Below are 21,633 nucleotides of genomic sequence, written 5' to 3'. Positions count from 1 at the left end.
GGATCGTCTGCGTGCTGTACACAAGCGCTTAAATCAAGAACAGGGCTTCCGCGCTGTCGCGCGGCTTACTTTTGTCGTGGCAAAAGTAAGCAAAACCGTCTTCGCCGGACGCGATCCGGCACGGCTACGCCGCACCGGTTCCCTGTGCTTCTCGGTCCACGAGGCACGCAGCCCAAACTCGCTGCGCTCAGATATAGGCTGCTCTCCGGCCTCGCGGCCCTGCGATGCTCGGCTCGCTTTACGGCTCGATGAGTCAAGAGCGAGAGCAACCGCAACAGCAACAGCAACTGCGAAGAAAACCGCAAAAAAAACCGCCAAAACAACCGCAGAAGGCGCATCCATGGCCCGTCGTTTCCGCGCAGGCGGGGCGCTTCTCAAGCGCCGAATGGCGGGTCATCAAGCGACTTCGATCTTTACTGGGTCAGCGGCAACGTCCATGGATTCCCGCTTTCGCGGGAATGACGGATCACGAAAATTGTGTGGCAGTCCGCCAGGAGTCGGCAGCCGAACAGGGCTCGGCCATCCGGCAGGGCCTGGCCGTCAGGTGGCGCTCGGCAGCCCGACAGCGCAGGCACGCGCATGAAGCGCTTCGCCCAGCTCTACCGCGAGCTCGACCAGAGCACCGCCACGCTCGACAAGCGCGCCGCGCTGATCCGCTATTTCCGCGAGGCGCCGCCGCGCGATGCGGCCTGGGCGCTGTATCTGCTGTCGGGCGGCAAGGTCGCCAGCGCACGCAAGAAGATCGCCAACACTCGCGAGCTGCGCGAGTGGATCGCGGTCGAGTCGGGCACGCCGGACTGGCTGGTCGACGACAGCTACGACCAGGTCGGTGATCTGGGCGAGACGCTGGCCTTGCTGCTCGATGATCCCATTGAGGCGTCGCCCGATATCGCGCTGGCAGACTGGATCGAAATGCGCCTGCTGCCGATCGCCAACCAGGACGTCGAATTGAGGCGGGCGGTGATCGTTGACGCCTGGCGCACACTGCGCTTCGACGAGCGACTGCTCTTCAACAAGCTGCTGACCGGCGCGTTGCGCGTTGGCGTCTCACAGCGGCTGGTGCAGCAGGCGCTCGCCGAACTGACCGGCATCGATATCGCGCGCCTGGCGCAGCGGATGCTCGGCAGCTGGGCGCCGACGCCGGAGTTCCTGCGCGATCTGCTGACGGTCGAGGAACTGCCCGGAGATCGCCAGCAGCCGTATCCGTTCTTTCTCGCCTCGCCGCTGGAATCGGCCCTGCGTGCCGAGGCAGGACTGCCTGAGGCCGCACCGGCCGAAGACGGTGCACCACCGATCGCGCCGCACATCATCGCGCTCGCCAACGATCCCCAGGCTGTCGAGCGCGCGCTCGGGCCGATCGACAACTGGCTGCTCGAATGGAAGTGGGACGGCATCCGTCTGCAGCTGCTGCGCCGCGACGGCGAAGTGGCGCTGTGGTCGCGGGGCGAGGAGCGGCTCGACGGGCGCTTTCCCGAAATAGAAGCGGCCGCACTGTCGCTGCCCGACGGCGTCGTACTCGACGGCGAACTGCTCGCGTGGCGCGCCGACGACGATGCGCCGCTGCCGTTCACTGCGCTGCAGACGCGAATCCAGCGCCTCAAGCCCGGCCCCAAGACCCTGGCCGACACGCCAGTGCGCCTGCAGGTCTACGACCTGCTCGAACGCGATGGCGAAGACTGGCGCGCGCGGCCGCAGCACGAACGGCGTGCGGCGCTCGAGGTCCTGATCGCCGCGCATGGCGATCCGCGCATCGTGGTGTCGCCCCGCGTCGAGGTCACGGACTGGGCGGCGGCCGCGACACTGCGCGAGGAGGCGCGGGAACGCGGTGTCGAAGGCCTGATGCTCAAGCGCGCCGACGCGCCCTACCAGACCGGTCGGCGGCGCGGCGACTGGTGGAAGTGGAAGATCGATCCTCTGACCATCGATGCGGTGCTGCTGTACGCGCAGGCTGGGCACGGTCGGCGCAGCACGCTGTATACCGACTACACCTTCGGCCTGTGGGATGGCGACACCTTGGTGCCAGTCGCGAAGGCGTACTCGGGTCTCGACGACAGCGAGATCCTCGCGCTCGACAAGTGGATCCGCAGCCACACGCTGGAACGCTTCGGGCCGGTGCGCTCGGTGAAGGCGCATCACGTCTTCGAGCTCGGCTTCGAAGCCGTCAACGTGTCGAAGCGGCACAAGTCCGGGATCGCGGTGCGCTTTCCGCGGATCCTGCGCTGGCGCCAGGACAAGCCGATGGCCGAGGCCGACCGGCTCGACACCTTGAAGGCACTGGCGCGGTGATTGGCACATGTAGGAGCGCGCTTGCGCGCGAACGGGCATTACCGGGCAAGCCCGATCGCGCGCAAGCGCGCTCCTACAGGGCGGGGCGTTGAAGCGCTTGCGCGGCCCCGATGCGCCAATGCGCGCCTGGTTCGAGGCGCAGGGCTGGACCGCGGCGCCGTTCCAGCGCGAGGTCTGGAAACGCTATCTCGCCGGAGAATCGGGATTGCTGCAGACGCCGACCGGCAGCGGCAAGACCCTGGCCGCGATCGGCGGCCCGCTGCTCGACGCGCTCGCCTCCATGCCACGCCACAGCGCAACGCCGAAACCGGGCAAGCGACCGACCACGCGACCGCCCGGCAGCCTCAAGGTGCTGTGGATCACGCCGCTGCGCGCACTCGCCGTCGACACGGCCCGCGCGCTGCGTGCGCCGATCGAAGCGCTGGGTCTGGACTGGGTGGTCGCGATGCGCACCGGCGATGCCAGTGCGCGTGACCGGCGGCTTGCGCGCAGCGGGCAGGCCGACGTGCTGGTCACCACGCCCGAATCTCTGTCGTTGCTGCAGTCCTATGCCGACACCGCGCCGCAGCTGGCGCAGCTGCAGTGCGTGATCGTCGACGAATGGCACGAACTGCTCGGCAACAAGCGCGGCGTGCTGCTGCAGCTCGCGCTCGCGCGTCTGCGCCGTCTGAATCCCGCGCTGCGGATCTGGGGCGTGTCGGCGACGCTCGGCAATCTGGATGAGGCGCGCGATGCACTGCTGCCGCATCTGCCCGACGCGCCGCTGGTCGCGGGCGTCGCGCCGAAGCGCTTCACGCTCGACACCCTGCTGCCGGGCGAAGACGAACGCTTCCCGTGGGGCGGTCATCTGGGCCTGGCGCAACTGCCGCGCGTACTTGAGCGGCTGATGCGCGAGCGCACCAGCCTGCTGTTCGCCAACACCCGCTCGCAGGCCGAACTGTGGCATCGCGCCTTGAATGCGGTGTGGCCGGAAGCGCCCGAAACCCTGGCGCTGCACCACGGTTCGCTCGATCCCAAGCTGCGCGCTGCGGCCGAAGAAGGCCTGCGCGACGGCAGCATCCGCTGCGTGGTCGCGACGTCCAGTCTCGATCTGGGCGTGGATTTTCCCGCCGTCGACCAGGTGCTGCAGATCGGCAGCCCGAAAGGGGTCTCACGCCTGCTGCAGCGTGCCGGCCGTGCGCGGCATCGTCCCGGTGAAGCGGGGCACGTGGTCTGCGTGCCCACGCATGCGCTCGAACTCGTGGAATACGCCGCCGCGCGCGCCGCGGTCGCGGCCGGCACCATCGAATCGCGGCCGCCACCGGTGCTCAGCCTCGACGTGCTGGCCCAGCACTGCGTGACGCTGGCACTGGGCGGCGGCTTCGAGGCCGATGCATTGCTGGGCGAAGTGCGCGATACACACGCCTTCCGCGCGCTCGACGACACGGCCTGGCGCGCGGTGCTCGACTTCATCGTGCAGGGCGGCGCTGCGCTCGCGCACTACCCGGATTTCCGCCGCGTGGTGCGGGGCGACGACGGGATCTATCGTGTCGAGGACCGGCGCATCGCACTGCGCCATCGCCTGTCGATCGGCACCATCGCCAGCGACGGATCGGTGCGGGTGAAGCTGATGCGTGGCGGCGGCCTGGGCTCGGTGGAAGAGAGTTTCATCGGCCGCCTGCGGCCACGCGACAGGTTCCAGTTCGCCGGGCGGACGCTGGAACTCGTACGGCTGGAGGACATGACCGCCTATGTGCGCGTGGCGAAGTCGGGCAGCGGCACCGTGCCGAAATGGTCGGGCGGGCGCATGGCGTTGTCGGGCACGCTGGCGCACGAAGTCGAGCGCCTGTTCGAGGCGCCACGCGATGTGCCGGAACTGCGGTCGATCGGGCGCCTGCTCGATCTGCAGCAGCGCCTCTCGGCATTGCCGGCGCCGGGTCGCCTGCTGGTGGAATGGATCCATGTGCGCGGTGGACGGCACCTGTTTCTGTATCCCTTCGCCGGCCGCCAGGTCCACGAAGGTCTCGCCGCGTTGTGGTCGCTGCGCTGGGGGCGCCGGCATCCCAACAGCTTCACGTTCGCAGCCAACGACTACGGACTGGTGCTGTCGCCCGCGCAGGATGTCGAGCTCGATGTCGACGACATCGTCGCGCTGCTGACGCCCGATTCACTGCTCGAGGATCTGCGCGAAAGCCTCAACCTCGCCGAGCTCGCACGACGCCAGTTCCGCGACATCGCGCGCGTTGCCGGTCTGCTGCCACCATCGCTGCCCGGCCGCGCGCCGCGTTCGATGCGGCAACTGCAGGCCTCCAGCGGCCTGTTGTTCGACGTGCTGCGCCGCCACGACCCCGACCACATGCTGCTGGCGCTGGCCGAGCGCGAGGTGTTCGCCGCGCAGCTGGAAGTGGTGCGCCTGCGCGAGACGCTGGAGGATTGCAGCGGCCGCGCCCTGTCCCTGCATGCGTTGAAGACGTTCACGCCGATGTCGTTTCCGCTGTGGGCGGAGTCGCTGCGCGGCCAGCTCAGCACCGAGGACTGGCGCACGCGCGTGCAGCGCGCCGCCGCGCAGCTGGAGAAACGCAACCGTGGTTGAGACGTCGGTCCCGGGCAGCCTCGTCATCGAGGTCGCGGGCGAATCGCTGGTGCTGCTCCCCGGGCGCGCGCTGTGGTGGCCGCGCATGTCGCTGCTCGCGATCGCGGATCTGCATCTGGGCAAGGGCGATCATTTCCGCCGCGCCGGCATCGCGCTGCCCAGCGGCGGGACTGCGCATGACCTGCAGCAACTCGACGGCCTGCTCGCATCGACCCGTGCCGCGCGCCTGCTGGTGCTCGGCGATCTGCTGCATGCAGCGGTGACCGATGCGCCCTGGCGTGACGCCTGGATGGACTGGCGCGGCGGTCGCGCCGCGCTGTCGGTGGAACTCGTCAGCGGCAACCACGACCGCGCGCTGCGCGCGCGTGCCGGACTGGCCGCGCAACTGGGCATCCATGTCCACGGCGCGGCGCTGGCATTCGCACCCTTCCTGTTCGTGCACGACCCGGCCGACATCAGCGACGCGGCCGCAGGCTACCGGCTCGGTGGCCACCTGCATCCGGTGGTGCGGCTGCCCGGTGTGCCGCGATTGCCGGCCTTCCGCTTCGATGCCACATCGGGCGTGCTGCCGGCGTTCACCGCCTTCGCCGGTGGTTGGCGGGTCGATCCCGAGCCCGGCACGCGGCTGTTCGCGTGTGCGCCGGACGTGGTGGTGGACCTGTCGTCGGCTTGAGTGTTCGCGGCAGGCGCGGGCAGGGCGTCGATCGGTCCACAATGCCCGCATGGATCCCGTGCCCGGCCTCGATCTCGACCACCCGCCCTTCGACCTGCTCGACGCACCCGGTCGCGCGCGTCTGCAGGCCAGCGTGGACATCGGCTTCCATCCTGCCGACACCACGCTCATCGAGGCCGGTCAGGCGTCGCCGCATGTCTACGTGATCCTCAAGGGCCTCGTGCATGCGTACGCACGCGATGTCGACGGAGTGGAGCAACGCTTCGCCGACTACGGCCCGGGCGACGTGTTCGGTGCCTGGGCGGTGCTGGCCGGTCGCGCGCGCCTGCGTTACCGCACGGCCGGCGAGTGTCTGTGTTTCCTGATTCCGGCCGAGGTGTTCCGCGCGCTGATCGCCGGCAATTCGCGGTTCGCGGCGTATTTCAACGAGGGGCTGGCGACCAAGGGTCAGCTGTCGGTGTCCGGCGATGCCAGGCGCGAGTCCGCCGAACTGATGCTCACCCGCGTCGACGAGGCACAGCTGGCGCCGGCGGTCCATGTGACCGGGACGACGTCGATCGCCGACGCCACCGCGCAGCTGCGCGATGCCGGGGTGGACTGCCTGCTGGTCGACACGTCGGGCGTACCCGAGCCCGGCATCGTGACCCGCACCGATCTGCTCGACGCCATCGCCCTGCAGCGGCTGCCGCTGGACGCCCCGGTGGGGCCGCTGGCAAACCGGCCGCTGGTCTGCGTGGACGCGCGCGATGTGCTGTTCCAGGCGTTGATCGGCATGACCGAGCGCCGCATCGAGCGCGTGGTGGTGCGGACCGGCGACGGCGGTATCGCCGGCACGCTGGGCATCGCCGAGGTGCTGTCGCATTTCGCCAGCCACTCGCACCTGATCAGCCTGCGTCTGGCCCGGGCGCGCAGCCTGGACGAGATCACCGCCGCCGCCAGCGGCATGACCGGCCTGGTGCGCAGCCTGGCCGCGCACGGTGCCCGCATGCCGTATCTGATGGGCCTGGTCAGCGCGCTCAACGAACGGGTCATGGCGCAGGTGTTCGAGCACGTCGTGCCGGCGGAATATCGTCATCGTGTCTGCCTGCTGGTCATGGGCAGCGAAGGCCGTCGCGAGCAACTGCTCAAGACCGACCAGGACAACGCGCTGGTGCTCGCCGACGATCTCGACTGGCCGGGGCTCGAGGCGGCGATGGACCGCTTCAGCGCTGCGCTTTCGACGATCGGTTACCCGCCGTGCCCGGGCCGGGTGATGGTCGACAACCCGCACTGGCGCATGACCGCGCGCCAGTGGCAGGCGCGCGTCGCGCACTGGCGTGACCACTACGGCGGCGAGGCCGCGCTGGACCTGTCGATCGCCCTCGATGCACGGCCGATCGCCGGCAACGCCGCGCTGTTCGCCCCGGTCAAGACCGCGCTGATGACGCTGGGACAGGATGAGATCCTGATGCACCACCTGGCCGCCGGCGCGCTGGGGTTCGGTGCGCCGTTGACGTTCTTCGGGCGGATGCGCAGCGATGCGCAGGGCATCGATCTCAAGAAGGGCGGCATCTTCCCGGTCGTGCACGGCCTGCGCTGCCTGGCGTTGCGCCATGGCGTTGCCGCCACCGCCAGCATCGAGCGCTGCGAAGCGCTTGCGGCGCTGGGCGCCTTGCCCGGGGATCTGCAGCGCGATCTGCCGCAGGCCCTCAACGTGTTCCAGCGGATGCGACTGGACGCGCAACTCGCGGCGCTGGCCAACGGCCGCGTGGCCGACAACCATGTCGATACCGCAGGTCTGCGACGCCTCGACCGCGAACTGCTGCGAGACGCGCTGCACGTGGTCAAGGCGTTCCGCGAGCACGTGCGGCGCGTGTTCCACGTGCCGGGCTGAGCGCGCATGACGCCGCTGCAGCGGTGGTGGTTGCGGCGCCGGCACGGCGAGGGCGCCTGGGGCGGCCTGCTGCAGCGCCCGCCCGCCAATGAGTGGGTCAGTCTGGATCTGGAGACGACCGGACTCGATCCACGCCGCGACCACATCCTGAGCCTCGCCGCGGTGCCGGTGCGCAACGGCCGCGTGGTGTTGTCGGAACGCTTCGAGCAGCGCGTGCGTCCCGACCGCGGGTTCGACATCGAATCCATCCGCCACCATCGCATCACGCCGGAGGAAGCCGCCGCCGGCGCGTCGGTCACGCCGGTCGTGGCGGCGTTCCTGCAGTGGCTCGGCAGTCGCGCGCTGCTCGGCTACAACCTGCGCTTCGATCTCGCCATGCTGGCTCCGCACGTCCACGGCCTGACCGGTTTCGCGCTGCCCAACCCGCGCGTGGATCTGGCGGATGCCTACGCCACGCGTGCACGCCGCGCGCGTCCGGATGTGCCCCCTGATCTCGATTTCGCCCATATCGCCGAAGCGCTGGGTGTCCCGGTGCTCGGTCGCCACAGCGCACTCGGCGATGCCACCACGGTGGCCCTGTGCTGGCTTGCATTGCGCGGCGAACACGGCTGATCCGACACGCGTCGATGCGCATCGGCGCCGTTGCCGGGTTGGCGCATTGCCATGCGGCGCTGGCATGATAGGACCGATGGATCGGGGAGCGACCGCGCAGGCGGCGCGCAACAGGGAGCTGGACGCGGCATGGCGGAGTTCACAAGCACGGCGTTGGGCTATCCCACGCTCGTCTACAGCATCGTGCTGGCGTTCTGCACGGTCTACTGGCTGCTCGCGGCCACCGGCCTCGTGGATCTGGATCTCGACGGTCTCGATGCCGTCGAACTCGGCGACACCTCGGGCTTGGCCGGCATGCTCGGCCGTCTCGGTCTGGACCGGCTGCCGCTGATGCTGGTCGTCACCCTGGTCGCGTTCATTGCCTGGTTCCTCACCTATTTCACCCACCTGCTGGTGCTTGGCCAATTCGCCAGCTGGCTGCGCTGGCTGGTCGGCAGTGGCGTCGCGCTGGTGGCGTTCGTCGCGTCGGTGTTCATCGCCTCGGCCGTGCTGCGTCCGCTGCGCCGCTGGCTGCTGTCGCGGCGTACGCCGGCGCAGCAGTCGTTGCTCGGGCAGGTCGCGGTGGTGCGCACGGCGCAGGTGTCGGAGCGCGCCGGCATGGCCGATGTCGACGATGGCGGCGCCGGCCTGATCCTGCAGGTGCGCGCCGACGCTGGCGTCGAGCTGCATCGTGGTGACCGCGTCGTGCTGGTGGCGTTCGATGCCGCCGCGCATGCCTGGCGCGTGCTGCCTGAAACCCAATACCAAACCCTTTGATTCCACGGCCCGCGCCCGCGGGTCTCATGTGCAAGGAGCTGCAATGAGCGTTGCCACGATCGCCCCATTCCTGATCGGCCTGGGTGTCCTGCTGGTCGCCCTGCTGGGCATCGCCGGCCTGTTCAAGGCCTTCTACAAGAAGGTCGACCAGGGCACCGCGCTGATCGTCAATGACATGAGCGCGCAGCCCAAGGTGCATTTCACCGGCGCGCTGATCGTGCCGGTGCTCTACCGCGCCGAGCACATGAAGATCAGCTTGATCACGCTGCAGATCGACCGGCGCGGCAAGGAAGGCCTGATCTGCCGCGACAACATGCGCGCCGACATCGCGGTCGCGTTCTATCTGCGCGTCAACGAAACCCAGGCCGATGTGCTGCGGGTGGCGAAGTCGCTCGGCGCCGACCGCGCGTCCGACAAGCACGCGGTCGACGAACTGTTCAACGCCAAGTTCTCCGAGGCCCTGAAGACGGTCGGCAAGAAGTTCGAATTCACCGACCTGTTCGAGAAGCGCCAGGAATTCCGCGAGGAGATCATCGCGGTCATCGGCAACGACCTCAACGGCTATGTGCTCGAGGACGTCGCGATCGATTATCTCGAGCAGACGCCCAAGCACGTGCTCGATCCGCACAACATCCTCGACGCCGAGGGCATCCGCAAGATCACCGAACTCACCGCGACCCAGAACGTGGTCACCAACGAGCTCGAGCAGAACGAGCGCCTGGCGATCACCAAGAAGAACGTCGAGACGCGTGAGGCGACGCTCGCGCTCGAGCGCCAGCAGGCCGAGGCCGAGGCGCGGCAGAAGCGCGAGATCGAGACCATCCAGGCGCGCGAGACCGCGGAAACGCAGAAGGTGCAGGAAGAGCAGCGCCAGATGTCGGAGAACGCGCGCATCGAGGCGCAGCAGCTGATCGACATCCGCGAGGAGAACCGCCTGCGCGAGGTCGAGGTGGCCACCCAGAACCGCCAGCGCGCCGTTGCCATCGAGGCCGAGCGCGTCGAGCGCGCGCGCAAGCTCGAGCAGGTCACGACCGATCGCGAAGTGCAGCTGCAGGGCGTGGAACGCGACAAGGTGGTCGAGCAGGGGCGCATGGACGTGGCCAACATCACCCGCGAGCGCATCTCGATCGACCGCACCGTCGCGGCCGAGGAAGAACGCATCAAGGAACTGCGCGAGGTCTCCGAGGCCGATCGCCTGAAGCAGATCACCATCCTCGATGCCGAGGCCAAGGCCCAGGAATCGATGGTGCGCCAGGTCAAGGAAGCCGAGGCGCGCGAGACCGCGGCCCGTCACCGCGCGGTCGAGATCACCACGCTGGCGCAGGCCGAATTCGATGCCTCGGGCAAGCAGGCCGAGGCCAAGAAGCTGCTGGCCGAGGGCGTGCGGGCCGAGCGCGCCGCGCCGGGCCTGGCTGAAGCACAGGTCAAGGAAGCCGGTGCGTCGGCGATCGAGAAGGTCGGCATCGCCGAGGCACGTGTCGTGGACGCGATGGCCGATGCCAACCTCAAGCAGGGTTCGGCCGAGGCGAAAGTGCTGGCCGAGCAGCTGGCCGCGCGCGCGCAGGGCGAGGAGCAGATGGGCCGTGCCAAGGCGACGGCGACCGAGTCACTGGGCCTGGCCGAAGCCAGCGTGATCGAGAAGAAGCTCTTCGCCGAGGCGGAAGGCCTGACCAGGAAATTCGGCGCGATCGACGCGCTCAGCGACACCGCGCGCGGCCACGAGGAATTCCGCATGACCCTCGACACCAGCCTCAAGCAGGCGCTGGCGGCGTTCGAGGCCGGCAAGGAAGTGTCGAAGGAGAACGCCGAAGTCATCGCGACCGCGCTGCGCAATGCCAACATCGATCTGATCGGCGGCGACGGCGGCATGTTCGAGAACGTGGTCAAGGCGGTCTCGCTAGGCCGCTCAATCGAGGGCATCACCGAGAAGAGCCCGATCCTGCAGGACCTGCTGCAGCGCTATCTCGGTGTCTCGAGCTCGGCCCTGCCGGCAGCGGCCGGCGGCAGCACGCCGGCGCGTCCCGTCGTCGAGGGCGATCCCGCCTGAACCCGCACGCGGCCCAGGTCGCCATCTCGAACGCAGGGCGCCGCCGTGACGGCGCGCCCGCGCCAGCCCGGATCGTGAGCCGATGACCGAACAGACCCAGGACGCCGCAACGGCGTCCACCGAAGATGTCCATATCGACCAGGCCGTTGCCCGCGGCGGCGCCTACGAGGTGCTGCGTCGGCGTCTGGTGGAACAGGGCGCGCGCCTGCGCGCGCGCGCCGAATCGCTCAATACGCGACGCCTCGCCGAGTTCGGCGACAGCCGCATGGAGGTGGTCGGGCGCTTCCGCATCCGCACCGAGAACAACTGCGTCGGCCGCGACGTCGTGCAGATTCCCGGCGACCAGGTGCTGTTTGGCTACAACGTCTACATCGGGCTCAAGAGCAAGACCCGGATCGAGGACGTGTTCGGCCTCTATCGCCTGGTCGAGGCCGACGGCGGTTACGACGTGGTGCCGGTGGACCCGGCCGGCACGTTCCTGGCGGAGCCGGCATTCGTCCACGATTTCACCGAGCTCTACGCCTACTACAAGCATGCGCGCCTGCTGCAGCTGATCGTCCGCGACGGCCGCCTGCTGGCGACGTTCCAGATCGGCGAGCGCAGCACCGATGTGCGCGTGTTCCGCTGGTCGATCGCCAACACCGGTGAGTTGAGCTATCTCGACTCCCGCGGCGAGCGCGACATCGCGCTGCCGCCGCCGTTCGATTTCGAATGGACCCGCGCCACCCGCGAACTCGCGGTCGATGGCCGCCATCCGCATTTCAATATCCTCGACACGCTGTTCGTCGACACCACCGGCGGCGATCTCACCGTCAAGGTCGAGAACAACACCGAAACCGGCGCCGGCATCTTTGATGAGCCGGTCGAGGACCGCACCCAGTCGATCGACGACGCCACCTTCGATTTCGCGCGCGTCGGCACGCTGATCCTGCTGAAAGTCCTGCCTTACCGCGAACAGCAGTGGCGTGGACTGATCTACAACACGATCACCGGCAAGATCGTCCGCAACGATGCCATTGTGCAGGCCTGTGTCCAGCTGCCCGAAGACCACGGCATCATCTTCCCAGGCGGCTACTACCTGCAGAACGGCGACCATCGCGCGTTCGATGCGCAGATGGACGGCATGCAGTTCAAGCGCGCCATCCGCTCGCCCAACGGCGAGGACGTGATGTACGTGTTCTACGATCGCGCCGCAGGGCGGTCGGCGCTGTTCGTCTACAACACCATCCAGCGGGCGCTGCAGAACCCGGTGTTCGGCCACGGCTACGCGCTGCTGCACGACGGCCGCATGGTGCTGTTCCATGCCGAGGGCGACGCGCCGACCCGCGTGCATCCGATGCAGGTCTGGCAGACGCCGTTCACCAGCGACGAATTCGCAGCCCATGCCCCGGTGGGCAGCGGGTTCATGGGGCGCATCGGCAATCCGGAACTGGTGCGTGGCATCTCGAACCTGCTCGATCTGGCGCGCACGATCGACGGCCGCGACGTGTCGCTGCAGCGCTACCAGCTGCTGGTGCACGACACCCGTCGCATGTTCGACGCCCACCACTGGCTGGACGACGCCGACAGCGAGGGCGCGGGCGCGCTGCTGCACGAGATCGCCGCCACCGGCGAATCGGTACTCGACGAGTACGAGAAGGTCGAGGGCATCCGCCGCCAGTCCGATGCGGCGATGCGCGAGGCCGAAGCCGCACATCGCGCGCTGCTGGGGCGGCTGCAACCCGAGGGCTGGAACCGGATCGAGGATTTCGTCGAAGCGCTCAACGAGATATCCAGTCAGCGCGGACACCTGCTGACCATCCGCGAGCTGCGCTATGTCGATACCGACGCCATCGACGCGATGGGCGAGGCGCTGCAGGCCGCGCAGGACACTGTCGGCGCAGCGACCGGCGCCTTCCTCGCCGGTGAGCGCGCGCTGCAGCCGGTGTCGGAACGGTTGCAGGTGCTCGATACCGACGCCCAGGCCGCCACGACCGCGAAAGCGCTCGCCGCGTCGATCGCCGAGATGCAGGCGCTGTCCGGCGATCTCGACATGCTGTCGGAACTGATGGCGACGCTGAAGGTCGACGACGCGACCGAGCGGACGCGCGTGGTCGATGCGATCTCCGCTCTCTACGCCCGGCTCAACCAGACCCGCGCGCGCGCCGATCAGCGCCGCCGCACGCTCGGCTCCGCCGAAGCAGTGGCGCAGTTCGGGGCCCAGTTCGCCTTGTTCAGCCAGGCGATCGCCGGCGCGCTGGCGCTGGCGACCGATCCCGAACGCGCCGACGAGCAGCTGTCGCGGTTGATGGTCCAGCTCGAGGAGATCGAAGGCCAGTTCGGCGAACACGAGCAGTTCCTCGGCGACATCCTCGCCAAGCGCGAGGAACTGCTCGAGACCTTCGAATCGCACAAGCAGTCGCTGCTCGACGCGCGCCAGCGCAAGGCCCAGGCAGTGTTCGACGCCGCCGCGCGCATCCTCGACGGCCTGCCGCGGCGCACCGAGCGGTTCGAGACCCCCGACGAGCTCAATGCCTTCTTCGCGGGCGACGCACTGATTCTCAAGCTGCGCGAACTCGCCACCCGCCTGCGCGACTACCGCGACACGGTGAAGGCCGACGATGTCGAAGCGCGCCTGAAGGCCGTGCGCGACCAGGCGGTGCGCAGCCTGCGCGACCGCAGCGATCTGTTCGAAGGCGGCGGCCAGGTGATCCGGCTCGGGCCGCGGCACCGCTTCAGCGTCAATACCCAGCCGCTGGACCTGACGATCCTGCCGCGCGGCGATGGCCTGTCGATCCATCTGACCGGCACCGACTTTTACGCGCCGATCGACGATCCCGAACTCGAAGCGCTGCGCCCCTACTGGCAGGTGACGCTGGATTCCGAATCACCGGATATCGCCCGCGCCGAATACCTCGCCGGGCTCGTGCTGCAGGCTGCGGTCGAGGGGCGCGAAGGTCTCGATCTCGACACGCTGCAGCGCGCACTCTCCGAACCCGACGCGCTGGAGCGCAGCGTCCGCGCGTTCGCCGCGCCGCGCTACCGCGAAGGCTACGAGAAGGGCATCCACGACCATGACGCGGCGCTGATCCTGCGCGCGCTGCTGCCGCTGCATGCCAAGGCCGGTCCTCTGGCGAAGCCGCCTGCCGCGCGGGCGCTCGCGATGGCGTTCTGGGCCTTCGGCCGCGACGGCACCGCCGCCGGGCAGTGGCCCGAGCGCAGCGCCGGGGCGCGCGCGATCCGCCAGCTGTTCGCGTCCGATGCCGGCGTGGATGCGCTGCGCTCGGAGATTGCCGATGCGGTGTCGGCCTTCGTCGAAGCGCAGACCCTGCCGTTCGATGCCGCGCTCGCGCCGGTCGCAGCCGATTACCTGTTCGAGGAAATGCGCGAGGGTGCGCCGACGTTCGGCATCAGCCACTACGCACGCGATCTGCGTGAAGCGCTGCGCAAGGCGCTGGACGGCGCGGGCCTGACCGCGGATGTCGAGCGCGCACTGGGCGATGCGGACGCCCCGCTGGCGCGGCGCTGGTCGCTGGCCGCGCAGTGGCTCGGCGCGCTCGGCGGCAGTGAGACGCATGCCGCGCTGGCCGATTACGTGCCCGAGGCGATCGTGCTGCTGCTCGCTGCCGACGCGCTGCCGCACGCGGTGCGCGAGGTCACGCTGATCACCGATGTCGACGGCCTGCTCGGCGAGCACCCGCGCGTGCACGAGGGACGCCTGCGCCTATCGCTCGACGGCTTCCTGCAGCGCTTCGACGACCATCGCCTGCATTTCGTGCCGGCCTTCCACCGCTACCAGGCGGTGCGCCAGCGCATCGCCGCGCGCGAGCGCGAGGCGCTGCGGCTGTCGGAGTTCAAGGCCCAGCCGTTGACCTCGTTCGTGCGCAACAAGCTGATCAACGAGGTCTACCTGCCGTTGATCGGCGACAACCTCGCCAAGCAGATGGGCACCGTCGGCGAGAGCAAGCGCAGCGACCTGATGGGCCTGCTGATGCTGATCAGCCCGCCGGGCTACGGCAAGACGACGCTGATGGAATACGTCGCCAGTCGCCTGGGCTTGGTCTTCATGAAGATCAACGGCCCGGCGCTCGGCCACGAAGTGCGCTCGATCGATCCGGCGCAGGCACCCGATGCGACCTCGCGCCAGGAACTGGAGAAGCTCAACCTCGCGCTGGAGATGGGCAGCAACACGATGCTGTATGTCGACGACATCCAGCACACGCACCCGGAATTCCTGCAGAAGTTCATCTCGCTGTGCGATGGCACGCGCCGCATCGAGGGCGTGTGGAAAGGCCGCACCCGGACCTACGACATGCGCGGCAAGAAGTTCTGCGTGGTCATGGCCGGCAATCCGTACACCGAGTCCGGCGAGGTGTTCAAGATTCCGGACATGCTCGCCAACCGCGCCGACATCTACAACCTCGGCGACGTGCTCGGCGGCATGGAGGACTCTTTCAAGCTCAGCTACATCGAGAACAGCCTGACCTCCAACCCGGTGCTCGCACCGCTGGCGACGCGCGACATGGCGGATCTCTATCTGCTGGCCGAACGCGCCGCCGGCAAGGAGGTCTCGACCAACGATCTCTCGCACGCCTACAGCGGCGCCGAGGTCAACGAACTCACCGCGACGCTGCAGCGACTGCTGCAGGTCAGCGAGATCGTCTACCGCGTCAACCAGCAGTACATCGCCAGCGCCGCGCAGGCCGATCGTTACCGCACCGAGCCTGCGTTCCGCCTGCAGGGCAGCTACCGCAACATGAACAAGCTGGCCGAGAAGATCTCGCCGGTGATGAACGCCGCCGAGCTCGAACAGCTGCTCGACGATCACTATATGGGCGAGTCGCAACTGCTGACCACTGGCGCCGAAGAGAACCTGCTCAAGCTGGCCGAGCTGCGCGGCACACTCGACGAGACGGCAGCCGCGCGCTGGACGCAGATCAAGCGCGACTTCATGCGCGACAAGGCAATGGGCGGCGAAGACGCCGACACCGGCGCGCGCGTGGTCGCGCAGCTGGCCGACATCGCCGCCGGCCTGCAGGTCATGGGGCAGGGCAGCGACACACAGGCGACCGCTGCGCCCTGGGACCAGCTGCTGGCCGCGCTGCACGACCTGCGCGCGCCCGCTGCACCGTCGCCTGTCGAGGCGGCGCCCGTGGTCGGATCCGACGACACGGCGAAGGCGGTCGCGGGCGAACTGCAGACGGTGTTGCGCGAAACCGCAGGACCACTGCTTGCCCAGCTGGGCCAGTCGGTCGCCGGGCAGGCGGCGCTCAATGCCGCGCTCGCGGAACTGGCGCAGTGGCTGCGCACGCGCGGCACGACGCTCGACAGCAGCACGCCCGCACGCCGACGCGAACGCACGCCGGCCGAACGTCGCCTCGATGCCGCGCTCGATCGTCTCGGCGCGGCGGAATCCGATCCGGGCGCGCAGGACTGATGTCGCCCGGCGACGACGCGATCGACACCGTGCCCGCCGATGCCGCCGGCATCGCGGCCTATGCGGATGCGATCGTCGCCGAGCTGGCGACCGTCGATGTCGCGGACACGCTGGACGCCGCGCCGGCCGCCGCGCTCGTGGCGCGGCTACGCGATCTGCACAGCGCGATGCGCGGGGTCCTGCCGGCGCGTGCACGGCCGCGCGCTGGCCTGTTCGCGCGCCTGACCGGTCGCGATGTCGTCGACCAGCACGAGGCCGAGACACTCGGCGCACGCATGGGCGTGCTGCTGATTGAGGCTGACCGCGCCGCTGCCGCGCTGCGCGCCGACATCGCCGCCCATCGTTCGCGTCTCGCGGCATCGACGCCTGCGCTCGACCGTCTCGACCAGGCCGCAGCCGCGCTGCGCGAGACGGTCGCCGACGACGATGCCCACCACGATCTGCGGCTGCGCCGCGCCCAGCACCTCGACACGGTGCGCGCCACGCACACGCTGTCGGCGCGGCAGCTGCAGCTGATCGCCGAGCAGCACGAGGCCGTGCTCGCGCATTACCGCAACGTCCGCGACGTGTTGCTGCCATTGTGGCGGCAACGCGCCGTCGGCGAGCAGGCCGCGCAGGGCGCCGCGCACGCGGTGACCGCCGCCGACATCGAGGCCGATGTCGCCCATGAACTCGACGCCATGACCGCTACACTCGCCCGAGGCGCGTTTGACCGCGCCGACAGGCCCAAGGAGACCGACACATGACCCAGGACACCGCCTATCCCACGCACGTGCCGTCGGCGACGCCGGTGACCGACGATGCCGCGTTGCAGTCGCTGGGCCTGGTGCCCGCCGACCGCGCCGACATCGAGGTCGTCGGCCGCAGTCTGGAGGACATCACCCCCGGCAACCTGCACGTGTTCGGCCGCGACGCCGCGAGCAAGACCGCCGCGTTCTCCAGCCAGCTGCTCGACCAGGTGCGCAACAGCGATCTCGACGCGACCGGCGAGAAGCTGGGCGAAGTCGTGCGGATCGCGCGTTCGCTCGATCTTGGCAGCTTCGCCGGCCGCTCCAAGGTGCCGCTGCTCGGACGCCTGATCGACAAGATGCGCGCCGGCCGCGACGAGCTGGTGCAGACCTTCAGCAACACCAACCAGCAGATCGAACGTCTGATGGGCGATGTCGGCCGCCAGCAGGATCTGCTGACCCGGCGGATCACCGATTTCGACCGCATGCACGATGTGGTGCTCGAGGAGCGTCGCGCGCTGGGTGTGCACGTGATCGCCGGTCGCGAGCGGCTGGCCCGCCTCGCCGCGGAACAGGCAGCGCTCGCCGGCGCGGAAGACCCGCAGTCGCGCACCCGCCGTGCAGAAATCGAAAACGCCGTCCGCCTGCTCGACAAGCGTGTCGGCGATCTGCTGGTGATGCAGCACGCCGCCGACCAGTCGCTGCCGATGATCCGGTTGATCCAGGCCAATGCGATCCAGCTGGTGGAGAAATTCAACACGGTCCGCAACATCACGATTCCGTCGTGGAAGCGCCAGTTCGCGATCCAGCTGTCGCTGGGCGAGCAGAAGAATGCGGTGGAACTCTCGAACGCGATCGACGACGCGACCAACGAACTGATGCGCAGCAATGCCGACCTGCTGCGTCAGACCTCGGTCGAGACCGCGAAAGCCAACCAGCGCGCCGTCATCGACATCGGCACGCTGCGCCACGTGCACGAGCAGCTGATCCAGACCGTCGAGGAAGTCCGCAGCATCCATCGCGACGGCATGCAGCAGCGCCGCGAGGCCGAAGGCGAACTCGCGCGCCTACGCGACGATGTGCAGAAGCGGCTGGCGGCGCCGACGGACGGCGTCTGAATCGGTCGCCGGACTGACGAAGCAGAGGTCTGGCCCGTACCCGGGACAGATCTGCCCACCCGGATTTGACCCGTGCGTGGGCGTCATTCGCGGCATCCGGGGCGGTCGGCCGGGCTGGATATCCGGAACGGATGCCGGTTCCGCGTCGATCTGGCCCGCGGCGGTCTGCAACGCCCGCGGGGCCCTGCGTCCACGCCACATCCCCTGTAGGAGCGCGCTTGCGCGCGAACGAGCGTTCACGGGAATGCGTCTTCGCGCGCGAGCGCGCTCCTACGGATCCGGTGTGGGTCAGCGTGCGCTGTAGGCGTGCACTTCGTCGACCAGCACGCCGACGTGGTCGGGATTCATGTCCGGCGACATGCCGTGGCCAAGGTTGAAGATGTGGCCGTCGCGCGAGCCGCCGTTGCCGTCGCGGTAGCTGTCGAGGGCGTGACGCACCTGCGTGCGGATCGCGTCGGGTGAGCCGTACAGCGTGGTCGGGTCCAGATTGCCCTGCAGCGCGACCCGGCCTTCGGTGCGACGCGCGGCATCGCCCAGTTCGATCAGCCAGTCGACGCCGACGCCTTCGGCGCCCGAGCGCGAGAGGTCGTCGAGATACGCGGCGTTGCCCTTGCCGAACAGGATCAGCGGCGTGCGATCCGCACCGTCGCCACGCGACAGTTCCTGCGCGATGCGGGTCAGATACGGCAACGAGAATTCGCGGTACATCGCCGGGCTCAACACGCCGCCCCAGGTGTCGAACACCTGCAGCGCCTGCGCGCCGGCGGCGCGTTGCGCGGCCAGATATGCGATCACCGCGTCGGTATTGACCGACAGCAGCGCGTGCAGCGCCTTCGGGTCGTTGAGCGCCATCGCCTTGATGCGGGCGAAATCCTTGCTGCCGCCGCCTTCGACCATGTAGCAGGCCAGCGTCCACGGGCTGCCGGAGAAGCCGATTAGCGGCACCTTGCCGTCGAGCTCGCGGCGGATCACGCGTACCGCGTCCATGACGTAGCGCAGTTCCGTTTCCATGTCCGGCACGCCGAGCCTGGCGATGCTCGCGGCATCACGCACCGGATGCCGGAACTTCGGGCCTTCGCCTTCGACGAAGTACAGCTCCAGGCCCATCGCATCGGGAATGGTCAGGATGTCGGAAAACAGGATCGCGGCGTCGAGGTCGAAACGCGCCAGCGGCTGCAGCGTGACTTCGCAGGCGAGGTCAGGATTCTTCGCCATCGCCAGAAAGCTGCCGGCGGCCTTGCGCGATGCGCGGTACTCCGGCAGGTAGCGGCCGGCCTGGCGCATCAGCCAGACGGGCGTGCGGTCGACGGGTTCGCGGCGGAGCGCGCGGAGGAAGCGGTCGTTCTTCAGGACGGCGGACATCGGGACTGGAATTCCTGGTGGGGCGGTGGTCGCGCGCTCAGGCCGGCGCATCGCTGCCGCGGGCGAACATCAACTGGAAGCCGCGCTTGAGCTGGGCATCGCGTGCGGCCTCGAGCGCCTTGAGCGCGCTGGGCTGGTCGAGAAACTGGTCGCGCCGCAAGGTGCTGCGGCCGCCGACCTGGCCGGCTTCGCGCAACAGCACCCAGCCACCGAGCAGATCGGGTTGCAGGGTCAGCTGCACGAAGCGCGGAGACTCGTGACCGGCGGGGTGTTGTTGCAGGAAGAGGCGCATGGCGCACGATTGTACGGCCCGCCCCGTTGCGGCGGCGCACGTATCATGGCGCTCCCGCTGCCAACGACGGGTTCGACGATGCGCATGCTCGATTTCAGCTCCCTGGGCGCCACGGCCTCGACCCTGCTCGGGCTGGTGCTGTTCACGCTGATCGCGGTCGGCATCCGCCTGGTGTTCATGCAGCGGATGCAACGCCGGCGCGAGCGCGAGAACCGGCAGATCAACGAGCGACTGAAGACGCTCATCGCCGCGTACAAGACCCTGGGCGGTTCGTTTACCGGCGAACTCGACGTCGATCCGCGGCATCTGCGCGATCTGCGCCAGAGCGCACGCGAGGCGGAAACCGGCACGGACCTGCAGGCCGGCACGCCCGAAACCGCCTTCGATTCGGATGCCGCAGTGCGGCGGCGCCGGGTTCGGGACGCGGTCGAAGCGGCCTTGTCGGACGTGATCCTGCTCGGCACCGAGGACCAGGTGCGGCTGGCGGCGCAGGCGGCCGGCGACATGGTCGCGCGGCGGCCGGTGCGGGTCTCGGCGCTGGTCGTATCGCTGCGCGCCTTCATCCGCCAGGCGCTGGATCTCGATCCCGTGCCCACGGATCTCGCCGTGCCCGATCAGGGGCCGGTGCGCGGCGACGCAGGCGCGAAGAAGGGCGCTGCGCAGGGCGGACGCGGTGGCGGTGGCGGTGGTGGGGGCGGCGGCATGGCCGGCGGCGGCGCCGGACCGGGCATGGGCCAGCCGGGCCGCGGGACCAGCGAGACGCCCTGAGGCTCAGCCGCGCAGCACGTCCAGCACCGCGGCCTCGGGCACCCCGGCCAGCACGCGGGCGCGGCCGACGCCGTCCCAGACGATGAAGCGCAGCCCGTCGGCCTGGGCCTTCTTGTCCAGGCGCATGTGCGCCAGCAGGCGGTCGGGATCGAGTCCGCCGGGCAGATCGACCGGCAGGCCGAGGCGCTGCAGCAGATCGCGCAGATGCACGGTGTCGGCCGCCGGCGCCAGTCCGAGCACTTCCGACAGTTGCGCGGCCAGCACCATGCCCACCGCGACCGCCTCGCCGTGGTTGAGGCCACCGTAGCCCTGCTCGGTCTCGATCGCATGGCCAAAGGTGTGGCCGAGATTGAGCAGGGCGCGCTCGCCATGTTCGAAGGGATCGCGCGCGACGATCGCCGCCTTGTGCGCGCAGCTGCGCGCGATCGCCTCGGCCAGCGCCGCATCGTCCATCGCCAGCAGCGCATCGGCATGGTCGTCGAGCCAGTCGAGGAAGTCCGCATCGCCGAGCGCGCCGTACTTCACCACTTCGGCCAGACCGGCGCGCAGTTCGCGGGCCGGCAGCGTACGCAGCACGGCGGTATCGGCGATCACCGCGCGCGGTGGATGGAAGGCGCCGACGAGGTTCTTGCCCTGCGGCAGGTCCACCGCGGTCTTGCCGCCGACCGAGGAATCCACCATCGCCAGCAGCGTGGTCGGCAGCTGCACGCAATCGATGCCGCGCATCCAGCACGCCGCGGCGAAGCCGGCGAGATCGCCGATCACCCCGCCGCCGAGTGCGAACAGTGTCGCGTCGCGGCGCATGCGCGCATCGGCGAGGGCGAGGGTCACCTCGGCAAAATTTGCGAGTGTCTTGGCCGCTTCGCCCGGCGGCAGCACGTGCCGTTGGATGCGCAAGTCCGGGCGCGCGGCCTGCAGCGCGGCAGTCACGCGATCGGCGTACAGCGGCGCGACGTGCGCATCGCTGACCAGCATCGCGTCGCGTCCGCGGACGCTGCGCGCCAGCAATGCGCCGTCGTCGAGCAGACGGGGGCCGATGTGGATGGTGTACGGCGTGTCGCCGGCGACGGCGACCTCTCGGGCACTGGTGGTCATGCGATCCGGATACAGGTGGGAAAGTTGGCCGACGC

Annotated in this window: 14 protein-coding genes; 11 read left to right on the top strand and 3 right to left on the bottom strand. The window is 69.2% G+C overall.

Features of this window, described 5'->3' with window-relative positions; all coding sequences use genetic code 11:
* Positions 1 to 579: 579 nt before the first annotated feature.
* The 10 genes from J2W68_RS01475 (at position 580) to J2W68_RS01430 (ending at position 18,081) form a co-directional block, all read left to right on the top strand.
* Entirely contained in the window at positions 580 to 2,286 is a 1,707-nt protein-coding gene (locus tag J2W68_RS01475; RefSeq protein WP_310231993.1) for a cisplatin damage response ATP-dependent DNA ligase, read from the top strand.
* Positions 2,287 to 2,404: 118 nt separating this feature from the next.
* Complete coding sequence (locus J2W68_RS01470; RefSeq protein ID WP_310231991.1) at positions 2,405 to 4,858, top strand: ligase-associated DNA damage response DEXH box helicase; 2,454 nt, start codon at positions 2,405 to 2,407, stop codon at positions 4,856 to 4,858.
* Complete coding sequence (gene pdeM, locus J2W68_RS01465) at positions 4,851 to 5,531, top strand: ligase-associated DNA damage response endonuclease PdeM (RefSeq protein WP_310231988.1); 681 nt, start codon at positions 4,851 to 4,853, stop codon at positions 5,529 to 5,531. The genes J2W68_RS01470 and pdeM overlap by 8 nt, the downstream gene beginning before the upstream one ends.
* A gap of 49 nt (positions 5,532 to 5,580) precedes the next feature.
* The gene (locus tag J2W68_RS01460) at positions 5,581 to 7,404 is read left to right on the top strand and encodes a DUF294 nucleotidyltransferase-like domain-containing protein (RefSeq protein WP_310231985.1); all 1,824 of its coding nucleotides are present in this window, start codon (positions 5,581 to 5,583) and stop codon (positions 7,402 to 7,404) included.
* Between the two features lie 6 nt (positions 7,405 to 7,410).
* Entirely contained in the window at positions 7,411 to 8,016 is a 606-nt protein-coding gene (locus tag J2W68_RS01455) for a 3'-5' exonuclease (protein ID WP_310231983.1), read from the top strand.
* Positions 8,017 to 8,145: 129 nt separating this feature from the next.
* Positions 8,146 to 8,772, top strand: coding sequence for an OB-fold-containig protein (locus tag J2W68_RS01450; RefSeq protein WP_310231980.1), 627 nt, complete (start codon positions 8,146 to 8,148; stop codon positions 8,770 to 8,772).
* 43 nt (positions 8,773 to 8,815) lie between these two features.
* Positions 8,816 to 10,819 (top strand): hypothetical protein, encoded by a 2,004-nt coding sequence (locus J2W68_RS01445; RefSeq protein ID WP_310231977.1) that lies wholly within the window; start codon positions 8,816 to 8,818, stop codon positions 10,817 to 10,819.
* A gap of 82 nt (positions 10,820 to 10,901) precedes the next feature.
* On the top strand, positions 10,902 to 16,235 hold the full coding sequence (locus J2W68_RS01440; protein WP_310231975.1) for a DNA repair ATPase: 5,334 nt from the start codon (positions 10,902 to 10,904) through the stop codon (positions 16,233 to 16,235).
* The gene (locus tag J2W68_RS01435) at positions 16,235 to 16,981 is read left to right on the top strand and encodes a hypothetical protein (RefSeq protein ID WP_310231972.1); all 747 of its coding nucleotides are present in this window, start codon (positions 16,235 to 16,237) and stop codon (positions 16,979 to 16,981) included. Before J2W68_RS01440 ends, J2W68_RS01435 begins: the two co-directional genes overlap by 1 nt.
* Positions 16,978 to 18,081, top strand: a complete 1,104-nt coding sequence (locus tag J2W68_RS01430; protein ID WP_310231970.1) for a toxic anion resistance protein — start codon at positions 16,978 to 16,980, stop codon at positions 18,079 to 18,081. The genes J2W68_RS01435 and J2W68_RS01430 overlap by 4 nt, the downstream gene beginning before the upstream one ends.
* Before the next feature lie 288 nt (positions 18,082 to 18,369).
* Here the strand turns inward: J2W68_RS01430 and hemE are convergent, their stop codons facing one another.
* Both hemE and J2W68_RS01420 read right to left on the bottom strand, forming a co-directional pair.
* Complete coding sequence (hemE, locus tag J2W68_RS01425) at positions 18,370 to 19,443, bottom strand: uroporphyrinogen decarboxylase (RefSeq protein ID WP_310231968.1); 1,074 nt, start codon at positions 19,441 to 19,443, stop codon at positions 18,370 to 18,372.
* 37 nt (positions 19,444 to 19,480) lie between these two features.
* Positions 19,481 to 19,735 carry a WGR domain-containing protein gene (locus J2W68_RS01420; protein WP_310231967.1) on the bottom strand — a complete coding sequence of 85 codons (255 nt, stop codon included), beginning with the start codon at positions 19,733 to 19,735 and terminating at the stop codon, positions 19,481 to 19,483.
* Positions 19,736 to 19,813: 78 nt separating this feature from the next.
* Here J2W68_RS01420 and J2W68_RS01415 point away from each other — a divergent pair, with 78 nt between their 5' ends.
* Complete coding sequence (locus tag J2W68_RS01415; RefSeq protein ID WP_310232434.1) at positions 19,814 to 20,503, top strand: hypothetical protein; 690 nt, start codon at positions 19,814 to 19,816, stop codon at positions 20,501 to 20,503.
* Between the two features lie 3 nt (positions 20,504 to 20,506).
* On the opposite strand, the gene aroB is transcribed toward J2W68_RS01415, so the two are convergent.
* Positions 20,507 to 21,598, bottom strand: a complete 1,092-nt coding sequence (gene aroB / locus J2W68_RS01410; RefSeq protein ID WP_310231965.1) for a 3-dehydroquinate synthase — start codon at positions 21,596 to 21,598, stop codon at positions 20,507 to 20,509.
* Positions 21,599 to 21,633: the final 35 nt, after the last annotated feature.

This window comes from Luteimonas terrae, assembly GCF_031457535.1.
Lineage (GTDB): Bacteria > Pseudomonadota > Gammaproteobacteria > Xanthomonadales > Xanthomonadaceae > Luteimonas > Luteimonas terrae_A.
The sequence above is the reverse complement of the archived record's forward strand: the minus strand, read 5'-3'. Positions and strand labels throughout refer to the sequence as shown.

What these genes read in the sequence shown, in the direction of transcription:
- J2W68_RS01475 (WP_310231993.1), top strand. Translation starts at nt 580, where the DNA reads ATGAAGCGCTTCGCCCAGCTCTACCGCGAGCTCGACCAGAGCACCGCC.
- J2W68_RS01470 (WP_310231991.1), top strand. Translation starts at nt 2,405, where the DNA reads ATGCGCGCCTGGTTCGAGGCGCAGGGCTGGACCGCGGCGCCGTTCCAG.
- J2W68_RS01460 (WP_310231985.1), top strand. Translation starts at nt 5,581, where the DNA reads ATGGATCCCGTGCCCGGCCTCGATCTCGACCACCCGCCCTTCGACCTG.
- J2W68_RS01455 (WP_310231983.1), top strand. Translation starts at nt 7,411, where the DNA reads ATGACGCCGCTGCAGCGGTGGTGGTTGCGGCGCCGGCACGGCGAGGGC.
- J2W68_RS01450 (WP_310231980.1), top strand. Translation starts at nt 8,146, where the DNA reads ATGGCGGAGTTCACAAGCACGGCGTTGGGCTATCCCACGCTCGTCTAC.
- J2W68_RS01445 (WP_310231977.1), top strand. Translation starts at nt 8,816, where the DNA reads ATGAGCGTTGCCACGATCGCCCCATTCCTGATCGGCCTGGGTGTCCTG.
- J2W68_RS01440 (WP_310231975.1), top strand. Translation starts at nt 10,902, where the DNA reads ATGACCGAACAGACCCAGGACGCCGCAACGGCGTCCACCGAAGATGTC.
- J2W68_RS01435 (WP_310231972.1), top strand. Translation starts at nt 16,235, where the DNA reads ATGTCGCCCGGCGACGACGCGATCGACACCGTGCCCGCCGATGCCGCC.
- J2W68_RS01430 (WP_310231970.1), top strand. Translation starts at nt 16,978, where the DNA reads ATGACCCAGGACACCGCCTATCCCACGCACGTGCCGTCGGCGACGCCG.
- hemE (WP_310231968.1), bottom strand. Translation starts at nt 19,443, where the DNA reads ATGTCCGCCGTCCTGAAGAACGACCGCTTCCTCCGCGCGCTCCGCCGC.
- J2W68_RS01420 (WP_310231967.1), bottom strand. Translation starts at nt 19,735, where the DNA reads ATGCGCCTCTTCCTGCAACAACACCCCGCCGGTCACGAGTCTCCGCGC.
- J2W68_RS01415 (WP_310232434.1), top strand. Translation starts at nt 19,814, where the DNA reads ATGCGCATGCTCGATTTCAGCTCCCTGGGCGCCACGGCCTCGACCCTG.
- aroB (WP_310231965.1), bottom strand. Translation starts at nt 21,598, where the DNA reads ATGACCACCAGTGCCCGAGAGGTCGCCGTCGCCGGCGACACGCCGTAC.